Raw genomic sequence first — 16460 nt, 5'->3', positions numbered from 1 at the left:
TTTGCCTCACTCATTCCCGGTGCCGACACTCTCCAACCGATACCCATACCCATAAATTGTCAGCAACTGCCAACCCCGATCCGCTGTCAGCCCGAGCTTGTTGCGCAATCGGTAGATATGCGTATCCAGCGGCCGCGAGGAAGTTGTCTCCTCGTTCGGCCAGAAGCGCTCGTACAAGTAATCCCGCGACAATGGCCGCCCCAGGTTGCTGAACAGGCAGCGCGCCAAGCGGTATTCGCGTTCGGTCATGAGGATCGGTTTGCCTTCACGGGTGACGGTCAGTTCCGCATCGTCGAAAGTCAGATCGTGGAACGTCTGTACTTCGCCCGCCGCGCTGCGCGGTTGGCTATGTCGGCGCAATACCGCTGCCACCCTCGCCTTCAACTCATTCGGGCGAAACGGCTTGCTGACATAATCGTCGGCCCCGGCATTCAAGGCTTGAACGATATCGCTCTCGCCGTCGCGGCTGGTGAGCATGATCGCCGCAGGCGGTGCGTCCATGTGTTCGCGGGTCCAGCGCAGCAGTGCCAGGCCTGTGAGGTCCGGCAGTTGCCAATCGAGGATCAGCAGGTCAAAAGTCTCCCGACGCAACTGGCGCAACAAGTCTTCGCCGCGCTCGAAGCTGTGCAGCGACCACGGCTGTTCGCCAGCTTCGGCCATTTGCTCCAGGGTTTGCTCGACCCGGCGCAGTTCGGCGGGTTCGTCGTCCAGAATGGCAACGCGCATCGGCGGTGTTCCTTGTCGCTGGGGCTGGGATGTCGACAATAACGACTCCCCGGCTGCGATGAAAGAAGCAGCCCGTCGTTGGTCGACGTCCGCTATGATTCTTCGGGTCTACGCCTCAGACCTGAGACCTATGAAACCATTCCCACTGCCCTGCCCTGTGCCTCATGCATAACACTCAACGCCGACGTGAAAGTCGTGAGCCGAGCCAGGTCCAGCGTCTTTTCCGCCGGCTGGTGCGCGAGTGGTTGTGGATAAGTCTAGTGCTGTTGCCGCTGACTGCCTTGTTGTCTTATCGCGCCCAGATCAATCTGCACAATCCGTCGCCAGCGCCCGGCGCGCTGTTGTCCGTGGCGATGGTCGCCGGTGTGCTGGGATTATTGCTGTGGCGGCCGCGTTGGGCGCTGTGGGTCACCTTGATCGGCATGGCCTGTGCGCTGCTAGCCAGCGCCCTGCTGGCCGAAGTCCGCTACTGGTGGTCGCCAACGCCAGCAGCCCTGGGGATGTTGTTCGGTTACCTGATCTGGAACTGGCGACGCCTGAGCGTGGTGCTGACCTATTTCGGCTGGGAGCTGGCGCGGCTGGACAGCGAACCGAAAGTCTTCCCTGAACGCCGCCGGACCCGCTTCACCGGTGCCGACCGTTTGCAGGGCCAGATCATGGCGCTCGAACAAGCCATGAGCCGCACCCGCGACACCCGGCGGTTCATTGCCGATGGCCTGGAATACCTGCCGGTGGCGACGCTGATCAGTGATCCGCTGGGCAAGATTCTGCTGGGCAATCGCAAGGCGCGCGAACTGTTCGAAGATTCGCTGGTGGGCGATGACGTACTCGAGCAACTGGCGCGGCTCGGCTATCCGGAATTATCCACAGCGCCGCGACCGCCACTGGCCACCCTGCCGCTGCTGGAATTTCGCGATCACAAGGATCGCAGTCTGCGCCTGGAAAGAGCGGCGCTGCTGCCGGTTGACGGCGATACGCCGATCGGTTGGCTGCTCAGCCTGACGGACTTGAGTGCCGAGCGTGCGGCCGAGGAGCAGCGCGGCGTGCTGCTGCGTTTTCTTTCCCACGACCTGCGCGCCCCCCATTCGGCGATCCTCGCCCTGCTGGATGTGCATCGTCACCAGGCGGGTGCTGATGCGCCGCTGTTCGAGCAGATTGAGCGTCAGGTCCGCCGGGCGCTGGATCTGACTGATGGTTTTGTCTTGTTGGCGCGCGCTGAATCCGAAACCTACCAGTTCCGCCCGACATTATTCGCCATGCTGGTATTGGACGTCCTCGATCAGGCCCTGCCCATCGCCCAGCAGAAACGCATCGAGCTGCTCAACGAAGTTGATGAGGAATGTCAGGAGCGGCTGATTCTGGCCGATCAGGGATTGCTGACTCGCGCCCTGTTCAACCTGCTGGAAAACGCGATCAAGTACAGCCCGGCAGACAGCACGGTGCAACTGACGGTCAGCTGTGATGGGCAGTGGCTGCGCTGCGAGTTGTCCGATCAGGGCAAGGGCATTGCCGCCGATGAATTGCCTGACCTGTTCAGCCAGTATCGGCGTTTCTCCTCCGCCCAGGGCATCGACGGTGTGGGCCTGGGTCTGTCGATGGTCAAAGCCGTGATTGATCATCATGGCGGCACAATCGAGTGTCGCAGCGTGGTCGACGCGGGAACCACATTCCGCATCGATTTGCCGCTGATTTCTGAATGAAAAAGAGGCACAAAAAAACCGGCTATAACGACCGGTTTTTTTACATCCGAATAAAACTTATGCACGGATTTCGTTCAACTTATCGATTTAAAAATATCGATGAAAATCAATAAGTTACAAAACGATCACAGACTTTTGAAGCAAAAGCGTACACAGGTTATCCACAAAATTCAGACAGCCAGTTGATCACTCGCGGCCGGTGCCTGTGGCGCCGGTGGCAGCGAGCCCATATCACGCTGGGTCTTCTCGTTCCACGCCTGCACACGGTCATTGAGATCAGCGATGGCGCGCGGCCCGCTGCCTTCGGCATACATCGGTTCGCCAATGACCACGGTGATCACTCCGGCCTGTTTGCCCCAGCCGATTTTTGGCCAGAATTTGCCGGCATTGTGTGCAATAGGCAGCACCGGAAGCGCCGCATTCACCGCCAACGCGCTGCCACTGCGGGAGAACTTCCCAACGGTGCCGTACGGGACTCGTGTCCCTTCCGGAAAGATCAGCACCCAGACGTTGTCCTTGAGCAACTCGTCGCCTTTGGCCGCAACTTGTTTGAGCGCGGCCTTCGGGTTGTCGCGGTCGATGGCGATCGGGCGCAGCATGGCCATGGCCCAGCCGAAGAACGGCACGTAAAGCAATTCGCGCTTTAGCACCTGGCTCAATGGCGAGAAATAAGCGGAGAGAAAAAAGGTCTCCCAAGTGCTCTGGTGGTTCGATTGAATCACGCAGGGCCGGTCAGGCACGTTTTCCGCACCTTTGATTTCGTAACGGATGCCAAGGAACACCTTGGTCAGCCACAGGGCGCAACGGCACCAGTACACGTTGATGAAACGATAGCGCGCCTTGAAGGACAGAAACGGCGCGATGAAAAAGCTCAGGCTGCACCACAGCAACGCTGTTGTGCCCAGCAGCAGGTAGAAAAGAAAGATTCTGAAGGCCCGCAGTATCGACATGGCGACGGTTACCGTTACGGGGCAATGCCCGACTGTTCAAGCGCACTCCCGAGCAATCCTTGGCCAGGAAATTCAGAAGTACTCTAGTTGTGGATAAGTTCTGCGGCAATCGCCGCCAGATCGTCAAAAATCAGAGTGCCAACCGGCAGGGTTTTCCCCTGAGTCTTTTCGCCTTTCCCGGTCTTCACCAAAACTGGCTGTGAATCGACGGCTTTGGCGGCCTCCAGGTCACCAAGGCTGTCGCCAACGAACCAGACGTTGGTCAACGGCACCGTGTAATGCTCGGCAATGGCTTTCAGCATTCCCGGTTTCGGTTTGCGGCAATCGCAACCTTCGTCCGGGCCATGCGGGCAATACATGATCAGACCGACTTCGCCGCCCTGCTCCGCGACCAGCTCGCGCAGGCGCGCGTGCATGGCCTCGAGGGTGGCGAGGTCGTAGTAGCCGCGAGCAATGCCCGACTGGTTGGTGGCCACCGCCACCGTCCAGCCGGCCTTGCTCAACTGCGCAATCGCTTCGATCGAACCGGGCAGCGGAATCCACTCCTCCACCGACTTGATGTAGGCATCGGAGTCGTAATTGATCACGCCGTCACGATCGAGAATCAGCAGTTTCAACAGCAATCCCTCAACCCAGCAGCGAAATGTCGGCAACACCGAGGAACAGGCCGCGCAGACGCGCCAGCAGCGCGTAACGGTTGGCCCGCACATTGGCATCGTCGGCATTGACCATCACCGCGTCGAAGAACGCGTCGACCGGCTCGCGCAGTGCCGCCAGGCGTGCCAGCGATTCGTTGTACTGACGCGCTGCGGCCATTGGCTGCACCGCTTGATCCGCTTGCTGGATCGCCGAGTACAGCGAGAACTCGTTGGCGTTGTCGAAATACTTGGCTTCGACCACGGTCGGTACCGAGCCTTCGACTTTGCTCAACAGGTTCGACACACGCTTGTTCACCGCCGCCAGCGCTGCCGCTTCCGGCAGTTTGCGGAAGGCCTGCACCGCCTGCACACGCTGGTCGAAGTCCAGCGCCGAACCCGGCTTCAGTGCACGTACCGACAGGTAGGTGGCGACGTCGACGCCTTCGTCTTCATAACGCGCACGCAGGCGGTCGAAGATGAATTCCAGCACGGCTTCGTTGAGACCGGCAGCCTTGACCTTGCCGCCGAACGCATTCACCGCGAAAGCGACAGCGTCGTTCAGGTCCAGATCCAGTTGTTTCTCGATCAGGATCCGCAGCACGCCCAGTGCCGCACGGCGCAGGGCATACGGGTCTTTGCTGCCGGTTGGCAGCATGCCGATACCGAAGATGCCGACCAGAGTGTCGAGCTTGTCGGCGATGGCGACAGCTGCACCGGTCAGGGTTGCCGGCAATTCAGCCCCGGCACCGCGTGGCATGTACTGCTCGTTCAGTGCCAGCGCGACATCCTGTGGCTCGCCGTCATTGAGGGCGTAGTAGTAACCGGCGACACCTTGCATCTCCGGGAACTCGCCGACCATTTCGGTGGCCAGGTCGCACTTCGACAGCAGGCCCGCACGGGCAGCCCACGAGGCGTTGCCGCCGATGCGCGCGGCGATGTACGCGGCCAGTTTGGAAACGCGCTCGGCCTTGTCGTAGACGCTGCCGAGTTTTTCCTGGAACACCACGTTTTGCAGGCGCAGGTTGAAGTCTTCGAGCTTCTGCTTCTTGTCTTGCTTGAAGAAGAACTCGGCGTCGGTCAGGCGTGGGCGAACCACTTTCTCGTTACCGGCGATGATCTGCTGCGGGTCTTTGCTTTCGATGTTGGCCACGGTAATGAAACGTGGCAGCAACTTGCCGTCGGCATCCAGCAGGCAGAAGTACTTCTGGTTGTCCTGCATGGTGGTGATCAGCGCTTCCTGCGGCACGTCGAGGAAGCGTTCCTCGAACGAGCACACCAGCGGCACCGGCCATTCGACCAGCGCGGTCACTTCGTCAAGCAGCGCCGGTGGCACGATCGCCGTGCCTTCCTGACGGGTGGCCAGCTCTTCGGTGCGCTTGCTGATGATCTCGCGACGCTCGTTGGCATCGGCCAATACGTAAGCGGCACGCAGGTCGGAGAGGTAGCTCGACGGCGAACCGATGCGTACGGCTTGCGGATGGTGGAAACGGTGACCACGGGATTCACGGCCAGCCTTCTGCGCGAGGATCGTGCAATCGATGACCTGATCACCGAGCAGCATCACCAGCCACTGGGTCGGACGCACGAACTCTTCCTTGCGCGCACCCCAACGCATGCGTTTCGGGATCGGCAGGTCGTTCAGCGAATCTTCGACGATGGTCGGCAGCAGGCTCGCAGTCGGCTTGCCGGCGATGTTCTGGCTGTAGCGCAGTTTCGGACCGCTCTGGTCGATTTCGCTCAGCTCGACGCCGCACTTCTTGGCGAAGCCGAGGGCGGCCTGAGTCGGATTGCCGTCAGCGTCGAACGCGGCCTGACGTGGCGGGCCATCGAGGTTGATGCTGCGATCCGGCTGCTGAGTGGCCAGCGCAGTGATCAGCACGGCCAGGCGACGTGGCGCGGCATACACGGTTTTGCTTTCGTAGCTCAGGCCGGCGGCTTGCAGGCCCTTGTCGATACCGGCGAGGAACGCGTCAGCCAAAGTGTTCAGGGCTTTGGGTGGCAGTTCTTCGGTGCCCAGTTCAACCAGAAAATCTTGCGCACTCATTGTGCAGCCTCCAGCTTGGCCAGTACTTCGTCACGCAGGTCCGGGGTCGCCATCGGGAAGCCCAGCTTGGCGCGGGCCAGCAGGTAGGCTTGCGCAACGGAACGCGCCAGGGTGCGTACACGCAGAATGTATTGCTGACGCGCGGTCACCGAGATCGCCCGGCGCGCATCCAGCAGGTTGAAGGTGTGAGACGCCTTCAGCACCATTTCGTAGCTCGGCAACGGCAGCGGCTGGTCGAGTTCGATCAGGCGCTTGGCTTCGCTTTCATAGAAGTCGAACAGCTCGAACAGTTTGTCGACGTTGGCGTGTTCGAAGTTGTAGGTGGACTGCTCCACTTCGTTCTGGTGGAACACATCGCCATAGGTGACTTTGCCGAACGGGCCGTCAGCCCAGACCAGGTCGTAGACCGAATCGACGCCTTGCAGGTACATCGCCAGACGCTCGAGACCGTAGGTGATCTCGCCGGTCACCGGGTAGCACTCGATGCCGCCCGCTTGCTGGAAGTAGGTGAACTGGGTGACTTCCATGCCATTGAGCCAGACTTCCCAGCCCAGACCCCAGGCGCCGAGGGTCGGCGATTCCCAGTTGTCTTCGACGAAGCGGATGTCGTGCACCAGCGGGTCGAGGCCGACATGCTTGAGCGAGCCCAGGTACAGTTCCTGGAAGTTGTCCGGGTTCGGCTTCAGGACTACCTGGAACTGGTAGTAGTGCTGCAGACGGTTCGGGTTTTCGCCGTAACGGCCGTCAGTCGGACGGCGGCTCGGCTGCACGTACGCGGCGTTCCAGGTTTCCGGGCCGATGGCGCGCAGGAAGGTCGCGGTGTGGAAAGTGCCGGCGCCTACTTCCATATCGTAGGGCTGAAGTACCACACAACCTTGCTCGGCCCAGTATTGCTGGAGCGCGAGGATCAAGTCTTGGAAGGTACGCACGGCTGGCGTAGGCTGGCTCACGAAATTCACCTGTTTCTTGGGCTGCGATTTAAAGAGCGGGAGTATACCCGATTCGTTGCTGCGCACGCCCCCTGGAGCCTTATGCCACGCTGCTTTTGGTGTACCGAAGATCCGCTGTACATGGCTTATCACGATCAGGAGTGGGGCACGCCGCTGCGCGATGCGCAGGGTTTGTTCGAGTTGCTTTTGCTCGAAGGGTTCCAGGCCGGGTTGTCGTGGATCACTGTGCTGCGCAAACGCGAGCGTTACCGTCAGGTGCTGTTCGGCTTCGATGTGCAGCGCGTAGCGCAGATGAGTGACGCCGAGATCGACGAGCTCATGCTCGACCCGGGCATCATCCGCAATCGCCTCAAGCTCAACGCTGCTCGGCGTAATGCGCAGGCGTGGCTGGCGCTGGAGGATCCGGTGGCGTTGCTCTGGTCATTCGTGGGCGACCAACCGATCATCAATCATTTCAAGGATCGCAGCGAAGTCCCGGCGATCACCCCCGAAGCGCTGGCAATGAGCAAGGCGCTGAAAAAAGCCGGATTCACCTTCGTCGGTCCGACCATTTGCTACGCGCTGATGCAGGCCTCGGGCATGGTCATGGACCACACCCAGGATTGCGACCGCTACGCGCAGCTCGCCAACGCCGGTTAGAATGCCCGCCTCGCGCACAGCACAAAGATCAGGAGTGACCTGTGGAAAAGTTTAAAGGCGCCTTGCTGGTAGGCGCTCTGCGGCTGTTTGCCCTGCTGCCATGGCGGGCCGTGCAGGCCGTGGGTTCGGCGATCGGCTGGATCATGTGGAAGACCCCCAACCGTTCCCGCGACGTGGTGCGGATCAACCTCGCCAAGTGTTTTCCCCAGATGGATGCGGCCGAACGTGAGCGCCTGGTCGGGCAGAGTCTGAAGGACATCGGCAAGTCGCTGACCGAAAGCGCCTGCGCGTGGATCTGGCCGGCGCAGCGCTCGATCGATCTGGTTCGCGAAGTTGAAGGCCTCGATGTGCTCAAGGAGGCGCTGGCCTCGGGCAAAGGCGTGGTCGGCATCACCAGCCACCTCGGCAACTGGGAAGTGCTCAACCACTTCTATTGCAGCCAGTGCAAACCGATCATTTTCTACCGTCCGCCGAAGCTCAAGGCAGTGGATGAATTGCTGCGCAAACAGCGCGTGCAACTGGGCAACAAGGTCGCAGCGTCGACCAAGGAAGGCATTCTCAGCGTCATCAAGGAAGTGCGCAAGGGCGGTGCCGTGGGCATTCCCGCCGACCCGGAACCGGCCGAATCCGCCGGGATTTTCGTGCCGTTCTTCGCCACTCAGGCACTGACCAGCAAATTCGTGCCGAACATGTTGGCCGGCGGCAAAGCGGTCGGTGTGTTCCTGCATGCCCTGCGCCTTCCTGACGGCTCGGGCTACAAAGTCATTCTCGAAGCCGCGCCAGAAGCGATGTACAGCACCGATACCGCCGAGTCCTGCGCGGCCATGAGCAAAGTGGTCGAGCGTTACGTCGCGGCGTATCCGAGCCAGTACATGTGGAGCATGAAACGCTTCAAGAAGCGTCCGCCGGGCGAGGCGCGCTGGTACTGAGCAACTTCGATGGGGTGACGGTTGATGCAGACGGGCTCGCCTTGCTCAATCTGTAGCTCAAGGCGCCTGCCGCTCGAGCTTTTTCAGGAATACCGTCATCTCCTTCTCGGCCTGTTTGTCACCGTGGGCGCGGGCCGCTTCCAGGCCCTGTTCCCAGGCCTGGCGCGCAGCGGCGTGATCGCCTAGCGCCAGCTGCGCCTTGCCCAGCAGCTTCCACGCCGCCGAGTATTTCGGATCGAAAGCGACACAGCGCTGAAAATGCTCGGCAGCCTTGGCGTTTTCACCCAAGTCCAGATAACCCTTGCCCAGACCGAAGCGCAGCAGAGCGTTATCCACATCCTTGGCGAGCATTTTTTCCAGGGATTCGAGCATTTTTTGCAACCTCGTTTGAGTGATCGTTCCCACGCTCCGCGCGGGAATGCCTCAATGGACGCTCTGCGTCCGCTTATGGGGCGTAGAGCGTCCCGGGCTGCATTCCCACGCTGAGCGTGGGAACGATCAACCTCAGAAAAAGCTCAACCCCACATGAAACAGCTTCTCCACATCGCGAATATGCTTTTTATCCACAAGGAACAGAATCACATGGTCGCCCGCTTCGATCACCGTGTCGTCGTGGGCGATGATCACTTTCTCGTTGCGGATCACCGCGCCGATGGTGGTGCCGGGCGGCAGGCCGATCTTCTCGATCGGCTTGCCGATGACCTTGCTCGATTTCGCATCACCGTGGGCAATCGCCTCGATCGCTTCCGCCGCGCCGCGTCGCAGTGAGTGCACGCTGACGATATCGCCTCGACGCACATGGGCAAGCAAAGTGCCGATGGTCGCCAGTTGCGGGCTGATGGCGATATCGATGTCGCCGCCCTGGATCAGATCGACGTAGGCCGGGTTGTTGATGATCGTCATGACCTTCTTCGCCCCCAACCGTTTGGCCAGCAGCGACGACATGATGTTGGCTTCGTCATCATTGGTCAGGGCGAGGAAGATATCGGCGTCGGCGATGTTCTCTTCCAGCAGCAGATCGCGGTCCGAGGCACTGCCCTGCAAGACCACGGTGCTGTCGAGGGTGTCGGAGAGGTAGCGGCAGCGCGCCGGGCTCATCTCGATGATCTTCACCTGATAACGGCTTTCGATGGCCTCGGCCAGGCGCTCGCCGATCTGCCCGCCACCGGCGATGACGATGCGTTTGTAGGTTTCGTCGAGGCGGCGCATTTCGCTCATCACCGCGCGAATGTCTTCGCGGGCGGCGATGAAGAACACTTCGTCATCGGCTTCGATCACCGTGTCGCCCTGAGGCAGGATCGGCCTGTCACGGCGGAAGATCGCCGCCACGCGGGTTTCGACGTTCGGCATGTGCTCGCGCAACTGGCGCAGTTGCTGACCGACCAGCGGCCCGCCGTAATAAGCGCGCACCGCCACCAGTTGCGCCGCGCCTTCGGCGAAGTCGATCACCTGCAAGGCGCCGGGGTGCTGGATCAGGCGCTTGATGTAATTGGTCACGACCTGCTCGGGGCTGATCAGCACGTCCACCGGAATCGCTTCGTTCTGGAACAGTTGTTCCTCACGATTGAGGTACGACGCTTCGCGCACCCGGGCGATTTTGGTCGGCGTGTGGAACAGCGTGTGCGCGACTTGGCAGGCGACCATGTTGGTCTCGTCGCTGTTGGTCACCGCGACCAGCATGTCGGCGTCGTCGGCACCGGCCTGACGCAGCACCGACGGCAGTGAGCCCCGGCCCTGCACGGTGCGGATGTCGAGGCGGTCGCCGAGGTCGCGCAGGCGCTCGCCATCGGTGTCGACCACAGTGATGTCGTTGGCCTCGCTGGCCAGATGTTCGGCCAGCGAACCGCCGACCTGTCCCGCACCGAGGATGATGATTTTCATCCAGTCACTCCATGAATCCGTTTAGCCGCGCGCAGCGGCGATCTTGATCAGCTTGGCGTAGTAGAACCCGTCATGCCCGCCCTCTTGGGCCAGCAACTGTCGACCATGGGGCTGCTTGATGCCAGCCGCGGTGGCCAGATCCAGTTCCCGCGCGCCGGGGGTACGCTCGAGGAACGCGGCGATGACTTCGGTGTTCTCGGTCGGCAGCGTCGAGCACGTGGCGTAGAGCAGGATGCCGCCGACTTCGAGGGTTTTCCACATGGCGTCGAGCAGTTCGCCTTGCAGTTGCGCGAGCGCGACGATGTCGTCGGGCTGGCGGGTCAGCTTGATGTCCGGATGGCGACGAATTACCCCGGTGGCCGAGCATGGCGCATCGAGGAGGATGCGCTGGAACGGTTTGCCGTCCCACCATTTGTCGATATCGCGACCGTCGGCGGCGATCAGTTCAGCGTCGAGGCCGAGGCGCTCGAGGTTTTCCTTTACGCGCACCAGACGCTTGGCTTCCAGATCCACCGCCACCACCCCGGCCAACGCCGGTTCGGCTTCGAGGATGTGGCAGGTCTTGCCGCCAGGGGCGCAGCAGGCGTCAAGCACCCGCTGCCCCGGCGCCAGATCAAGCAGGTCGGCGGCCAGTTGCGCGGCTTCGTCCTGCACGCTGATCCAGCCTTCGGCGAAACCCGGCAGGCTGCGCACGTCGGCAGCGGCTTCGAGGACGATGCCGTCGCGGCTGTAAAAGCACGGCGTCGCGGCGATCCCGGCTTCGCCCAGCAACGCAAGATAAGCATCGCGGCCGTGATGACGGCGGTTGACCCGCAGGATCATTGGCGGATGCGCGTTGTTCGCTGCGCAGATGGCTTCCCACTGTTGCGGCCAGAAGGCTTTCAGGGATTTTTGCAGCCAGCGCGGGTGAGCCGTGCGCACCACCGGGTCGCGTTCCAGTTCGGCGAAGATCGTCTCGCTTTCGCGCTGGGCATTGCGCAGCACCGCGTTGAGCAGACCTTTGGCCCAAGGCTTTTTCAGCTTGTCGGCACAACCGACGGTTTCGCCGATGGCGGCGTGGGCCGGCACGCGGGTGTAGAGCAATTGGTACAGACCAACCAGCAGCAACGCCTCGACATCAGCGTCGGCGGCCTTGAACGGTTTCTGCAGGAGTTTTTCCGCCAGTGCCGACAGGCGTGGCTGCCAGCGTGCGGTGCCGAAGGCCAGGTCCTGAGTGAAACCGCGATCGCGATCCTCGACCTTGTCCAGTTGCGTCGGCAGGGAGCTGTTCAGCGAGGCTTTGCCGCTGAGTACGGCAGCGAGTGCCTTGGCGGCGGCCAGACGCGGATTCATTGCGCGTCCACCGCTGCGCCGAGGACGCTGCCAACGGCGAATTTCTCGCGGCGGCTGTTGAACAGGTCGCTGAAGTTCAGCGCCTTGCCGCCGGGCAATTGCAGGCGGGTCAGACACAGCGCTTGTGCACCGCAGGCGACAATCAGGCCGTCCTTGCTGGCGCTGAGGATTTCACCCGGAGCGCCAGTGCCTTCGGCCACGGTCGCGGCCAGCACTTTCAACGCTTCGCCATTGAGCGTGCTGTGGGTGATCGGCCATGGATTGAAGGCGCGGACCAGACGTTCCAGCTCCACCGCCGGACGGCTCCAGTCGATGCGCGCTTCGTCTTTGTTCAGTTTGTGTGCGTAGGTGGCGAGTTCGTCATTCTGCACTTCGCCTTGCAGGGTGCCGGCAGCCAGACCGGTAATCGCCTGCACAACGGCGGGCGGCCCCATCTCGGCGAGGCGATCATGCAGGGTGCCGCCGGTATCTTCAGCGCTGATCGCAGTGACGACCTTGAGCAGCATCGGCCCGGTATCCAGCCCGGCCTCCATGCGCATCACCGTTACACCGCTTTCGGCATCGCCGTGTTCGACCGCGCGCTGGATCGGCGCCGCACCGCGCCAGCGCGGCAGCAACGACGCATGGCTGTTGATGCAACCCAGACGCGGAATATCCAGCACCGCTTGCGGCAGGATCAGACCGTAGGCGACCACCACCATCAGATCCGGCTTCAGCGCGGCCAGCTCTGCCTGAGCCTCGGCATTGCGCAAGGTCGGCGGCTGCAATACCTGGATATTATTTTCCAGGGCCAGTTGTTTGACCGGGCTCGGCATCAGTTTTTGCCCACGGCCGGCCGGGCGATCCGGCTGGGTGTAGACCGCGACGATCTCGTACGGGCTGCTCAGCAGGGCCTTGAGGTGTTCGGCGGCGAATTCCGGGGTACCGGCAAAAACAATGCGCAGTGGCTCAGTCATGAAAGGCGTCTCATAAAAAGAAAAAGGCTTGCCGCAGCAAGCCTTTGAAGAGGGGCATCAAGCGTTCTGGCGGTGCAGCTTTTCCAGCTTCTTCTTGATCCGGTCGCGTTTGAGTGTGGACAGGTAATCGACGAACAATTTGCCGTTGAGGTGGTCGCATTCGTGCTGGATGCACACCGCGAGCAGGCCTTCGGCGATCAGCTCATAGGGCTTGCCGTCGCGGTCCAGCGCCTTGATTTTGACCTTCTGCGGGCGGTCGACGTTTTCGTAGAAGCCCGGTACCGAGAGGCAGCCTTCCTGATACTGGTCCATCTCGTCGGTCAGCGGTTCGAACTCGGGGTTGATGAACACCCGTGGCTCGGTACGGTCTTCGGACAGGTCCATCACGACGATACGTTTGTGCACGTTGACCTGGGTCGCGGCGAGGCCGATGCCCGGCGCTTCATACATTGTTTCAAACATGTCGTCGACCAACTGACGCACTTCGTCGTCCACTACAGCCACTGGTTTGGCAATAGTGCGCAGACGCGGGTCCGGAAATTCGAGGATGTTTAAAATGGCCATAGGCTTCGATTGCTGCACACGTTGAGTAAAGTCGGGTCGATGGCCTGGCGGGTCCGAAGATGCAGGCTACCGTTGTGAAGCGTAGCTTCTGAAAAACAGAAGCGAGCCACGGGGGCTCTGACGATTCACGCGAATGCACATGATAAAGGGATTCACTGCATGAGGAAAACACTACTCGCCCTGCTGCTTCTGGCTTCGGCCGGCGCCGCGCAAGGGCAAGTGCAACTCAAGGATGGTTTTCCACAGCAATACACGGTGGTTTCCGGGGACACGCTCTGGGACATTTCCGGCAAATACCTGCGCGAGCCCTGGCAATGGCCACAACTGTGGCGGGCCAACCCGCAGATCGAAAACCCCAACCTGATCTATCCCGGCGACACGCTGACCCTCAGCTACGTCAACGGCCAGCCGCAACTGACCGTCCATCGTGGCGAGTCGCGCGGTACCATCAAGCTGTCGCCACGGATTCGCACCAGCCCGGTGGCCGAGGCGATTCCGAGCATTCCGCTGAAATCGATCAACAGCTTTCTGCTGAGCAACCGTATCGTCGACAAGGCCGAAGACTTCGACCAGGCGCCGTACATCGTCGCCGGCGATGCCGAACGGGTGCTCAGCGGTACCGGTGACCGCATCTTCGCCCGTGGCCATTTCGATCCGGAGCAACCGGTGTACGGCATCTTCCGCCAGGGCAAGGTCTACACCGATCCGCAGACCAAGGAATTCCTCGGCATCAACGCCGACGATATCGGCGGCGGCGAGATTGTTGCCACTGAAGGCGACGTCGCCACCCTCGCCTTGCAACGCACCACCCAGGAAGTACGCCTCGGTGACCGCTTGTTCGGCGGTGAAGAACGTTCGATCAATTCAACGTTCATGCCCAGCGCGCCGAAGCGGTCCATCGACGGGCTGATCATTGACGTGCCACGCGGCGTTACGCAGATCGGTGTGATGGACGTGGTTACCCTGAACAAAGGCAAACGTGACGGTCTGGCCGAAGGCAATGTTCTGGCGGTGATGAAAACCGGCGAAACGGTGCGCGACCGGATCACCGGCCAGCCGCTGAAAATTCCCGATGAACGCGCCGGCCTGCTGATGGTGTTCCGCACCTACGACAAACTCAGTTACGGCCTGGTCCTCAATGCTTCACGCTCGCTGGCGGTGCTCGACAAGGTGCGAAATCCGTAAGCTTGCTTAACAAGTTACCAACAGAGTTATCCACAACTTGTTCCGAATGGTTCGGAGCATCGAACGATCAAGGATGATCCATTCATGTTGTCTGTCAGTACGGCCATTTCCCCGGCGGAACTGGAGGCGCGTCTGCGCCTGCACCGCATGCCGGATATTGGTCCCAAGCGTTTTGCCAAGTTGCTCGAAGCCTTCGGCTCGGCGTCCAAAGCCCTCAGCGCGCCGGCCAGTGCCTGGCGCTCACTGGGGTTGCCGGCGGCCTGCGCCGAAGCACGGCGTTGTCCAACGGTGCGCGACGGCGCCAGCCACGCAATGCGCTGGCTAGAGCGTCCCGATCAACATTTGCTGATGTGGGATCAAGCGGATTACCCAGCGTTGCTGGCGCAAATTGCCGATCCGCCGCCGCTGTTATTCGTCGCGGGCGATCCGTCGATTCTGGAAAAACCGCAACTGGCGATGGTCGGCAGCCGCCGCGCTTCCCGCCCGGGCATGGACACGGCGGCGGCGTTTTCCCGCAGTCTGGCCGGGGCCGGTTTTGTCATCAACAGTGGTCTGGCGCTGGGCATCGATGCCGCTGCCCATCAGGCTGCTCTGGATGTTGGCGGCTTGACCGTGGGTGTGCTCGGCACGGGGCTGGAAAATTTTTATCCACAACGCAATAAACGCCTGGCCGAGGCGATGATTGCCTCGGGCAGCGCGGTGCTCTCGGAGTTTCCGTTGGACGCCGGGCCGAGCCCGAGCAACTTCCCCCGGCGCAACCGCATTATCAGCGGGTTGTCCCTTGGCGTGCTGGTGGTCGAGGCCAGCGTTGCCAGCGGTTCGTTGATCACCGCGCGGCTGGCAGCCGAACAGGGCCGCGAGGTTTATGCCATTCCGGGCTCGATCCATCACCCCGGCGCGCGCGGTTGTCACCAGTTGATTCGCGACGGGGCGGTGTTGGTGGAGACTATCGAACACATCCTCGAAGCCCTGCGCGGCTGGCTGCAGCCACTGTTATCCACGGCGGCGGCGAAGGCCGAACACCCGTTGCTGGCGCTGCTGCACGCGGCGCCGCACACCAGCGAGGCCTTGGCCGCGAGTTGTGGCTGGGCGTTGCCGAAAGTGCTGGCAACGTTGACCGAGCTGGAAATCGAAGGCCGTGCGGTATGCGAAAACGGTCGCTGGCTGGCGCGGTCGAGCTAGGTTTTACGAGGAAGATCGGTAAACTGCGCGAAACCTGTTTGTGGGAGAGTTTTTTCATGGTCAACAGTTGGCGTGTGCAACAAGCCGCGCGTGAAGTTCGCGCCGGCGCGGTGATTGCCTATCCAACCGAAGCCGTTTGGGGGCTGGGTTGCGACCCGTGGAATGAAGACGCAGTGGACCGCTTGCTGGCGATCAAGAATCGCTCGGTGAGCAAAGGGCTGATCCTGGTCGCCGACAATATCCGCCAGTTCGATTTCCTGTTCGAGGACTTCCCGCAGGACTGGATCGACCGCATGGCCAGCACCTGGCCGGGTCCGAACACCTGGCTGGTGCCGCACCAGAACCTGTTGCCGGAATGGGTCACAGGCGTGCATGACACCGTGGCGCTGCGGGTCAGCGATCACCCGCAGGTGCGCGACCTGTGCTCGCTGGTCGGGCCATTGATTTCCACATCGGCCAACCCCCAGGGGCGACCGCCGGCGCGCACGCGTTTGCGCATCGAGCAGTATTTCCGTGGTCAGGTCGATCTGGTGCTGGGCGGCAGCCTTGGCGGGCGCAAGAATCCCAGCGTGATCCGCGACCTGGCCACCGGTAACGTCGTTCGTCCTGACTGACGCCATTCTTTTTATTTTTGCGGACTCCTCGGCGCCATCGACGAGGAGTTCTGCGCATGCCCGCACTTTATTCCTGCATTCGTTCAAAACTTATCCGTTGCCATTGTTCTTGCATGCGTCAGACGAATCTTTGAGTCTGAAATATCTGTAAGTTTTCCCACGTGATTATC

General features: G+C 61.4%; 16 protein-coding genes. 6 read left to right on the top strand and 10 right to left on the bottom strand.

Annotated features, from left to right (window positions below):
* Positions 1-6: 6 nt before the first annotated feature.
* Complete coding sequence (locus tag F8N49_RS08730; RefSeq protein ID WP_024014949.1) at positions 7-726, bottom strand: response regulator transcription factor; 720 nt, start codon at positions 724-726, stop codon at positions 7-9.
* Positions 727-890: 164 nt separating this feature from the next.
* Here F8N49_RS08730 and F8N49_RS08725 point away from each other — a divergent pair, with 164 nt between their 5' ends.
* A complete protein-coding gene (locus F8N49_RS08725; RefSeq protein WP_151551163.1) occupies positions 891-2426 on the top strand; it encodes a HAMP domain-containing sensor histidine kinase in 1536 nt (511 codons plus the stop codon).
* A gap of 170 nt (positions 2427-2596) precedes the next feature.
* Here the strand turns inward: F8N49_RS08725 and F8N49_RS08720 are convergent, their stop codons facing one another.
* The 4 genes from F8N49_RS08720 to glyQ all read right to left on the bottom strand — a co-directional run bounded on the left by F8N49_RS08720 (position 2597) and on the right by glyQ (position 7008).
* Entirely contained in the window at positions 2597-3376 is a 780-nt protein-coding gene (locus F8N49_RS08720) for a 1-acyl-sn-glycerol-3-phosphate acyltransferase (protein WP_071173920.1), read from the bottom strand.
* 83 nt (positions 3377-3459) lie between these two features.
* Positions 3460-3999 carry a D-glycero-beta-D-manno-heptose 1,7-bisphosphate 7-phosphatase gene (gmhB, locus tag F8N49_RS08715; protein WP_178116946.1) on the bottom strand — a complete coding sequence of 180 codons (540 nt, stop codon included), beginning with the start codon at positions 3997-3999 and terminating at the stop codon, positions 3460-3462.
* A 4-nt stretch (positions 4000-4003) separates the two neighbouring features.
* The gene (glyS, locus tag F8N49_RS08710) at positions 4004-6058 is read right to left on the bottom strand and encodes a glycine--tRNA ligase subunit beta (RefSeq protein WP_151551161.1); all 2055 of its coding nucleotides are present in this window, start codon (positions 6056-6058) and stop codon (positions 4004-4006) included.
* Positions 6055-7008, bottom strand: coding sequence for a glycine--tRNA ligase subunit alpha (glyQ, locus tag F8N49_RS08705; RefSeq protein ID WP_003187265.1), 954 nt, complete (start codon positions 7006-7008; stop codon positions 6055-6057). Before glyQ ends, glyS begins: the two co-directional genes overlap by 4 nt.
* An 81-nt stretch (positions 7009-7089) precedes the next feature.
* Between glyQ and F8N49_RS08700 the strand changes: the two genes are divergently transcribed.
* Positions 7090-7647 (top strand): DNA-3-methyladenine glycosylase I, encoded by a 558-nt coding sequence (locus tag F8N49_RS08700; protein ID WP_056791133.1) that lies wholly within the window; start codon positions 7090-7092, stop codon positions 7645-7647.
* 41 nt (positions 7648-7688) lie between these two features.
* Positions 7689-8576 (top strand): lysophospholipid acyltransferase, encoded by an 888-nt coding sequence (locus tag F8N49_RS08695; RefSeq protein ID WP_016772383.1) that lies wholly within the window; start codon positions 7689-7691, stop codon positions 8574-8576.
* Between the two features lie 57 nt (positions 8577-8633).
* On the opposite strand, the gene F8N49_RS08690 is transcribed toward F8N49_RS08695, so the two are convergent.
* From F8N49_RS08690 to def, 5 genes are all read right to left on the bottom strand, one after another.
* Positions 8634-8948 carry a tetratricopeptide repeat protein gene (locus tag F8N49_RS08690; RefSeq protein WP_151551160.1) on the bottom strand — a complete coding sequence of 105 codons (315 nt, stop codon included), beginning with the start codon at positions 8946-8948 and terminating at the stop codon, positions 8634-8636.
* A gap of 132 nt (positions 8949-9080) precedes the next feature.
* Positions 9081-10457, bottom strand: coding sequence for a Trk system potassium transporter TrkA (trkA, locus tag F8N49_RS08680; protein ID WP_016772381.1), 1377 nt, complete (start codon positions 10455-10457; stop codon positions 9081-9083).
* Between the two features lie 21 nt (positions 10458-10478).
* Positions 10479-11789 carry a 16S rRNA (cytosine(967)-C(5))-methyltransferase RsmB gene (gene rsmB / locus F8N49_RS08675; RefSeq protein WP_151551159.1) on the bottom strand — a complete coding sequence of 437 codons (1311 nt, stop codon included), beginning with the start codon at positions 11787-11789 and terminating at the stop codon, positions 10479-10481.
* Positions 11786-12745 carry a methionyl-tRNA formyltransferase gene (fmt, locus tag F8N49_RS08670; protein ID WP_071173927.1) on the bottom strand — a complete coding sequence of 320 codons (960 nt, stop codon included), beginning with the start codon at positions 12743-12745 and terminating at the stop codon, positions 11786-11788. The genes rsmB and fmt overlap by 4 nt, the downstream gene beginning before the upstream one ends.
* A gap of 57 nt (positions 12746-12802) precedes the next feature.
* Positions 12803-13309, bottom strand: coding sequence for a peptide deformylase (gene def / locus F8N49_RS08665; protein WP_016772378.1), 507 nt, complete (start codon positions 13307-13309; stop codon positions 12803-12805).
* A gap of 159 nt (positions 13310-13468) precedes the next feature.
* On the opposite strand from def, the gene F8N49_RS08660 reads away from it, so the two are divergent.
* From F8N49_RS08660 to F8N49_RS08650, 3 genes are all read left to right on the top strand, one after another.
* Positions 13469-14494: a LysM peptidoglycan-binding domain-containing protein gene (locus F8N49_RS08660; RefSeq protein WP_151551158.1), complete on the top strand. Its 1026-nt coding sequence runs from the start codon at positions 13469-13471 to the stop codon at positions 14492-14494.
* Positions 14495-14578: 84 nt separating this feature from the next.
* Positions 14579-15676, top strand: coding sequence for a DNA-processing protein DprA (gene dprA, locus F8N49_RS08655; RefSeq protein WP_151551157.1), 1098 nt, complete (start codon positions 14579-14581; stop codon positions 15674-15676).
* 56 nt (positions 15677-15732) lie between these two features.
* Entirely contained in the window at positions 15733-16290 is a 558-nt protein-coding gene (locus F8N49_RS08650) for an L-threonylcarbamoyladenylate synthase (protein WP_039757175.1), read from the top strand.
* Positions 16291-16460: the final 170 nt, after the last annotated feature.

The sequence above is a fragment of the Pseudomonas sp. GXM4 genome (assembly GCF_008923895.1).
Taxonomy (GTDB): Bacteria; Pseudomonadota; Gammaproteobacteria; order Pseudomonadales; family Pseudomonadaceae; genus Aquipseudomonas; species Aquipseudomonas atacamensis.
This window is presented reverse-complemented; position numbering and strand designations above follow the sequence as displayed.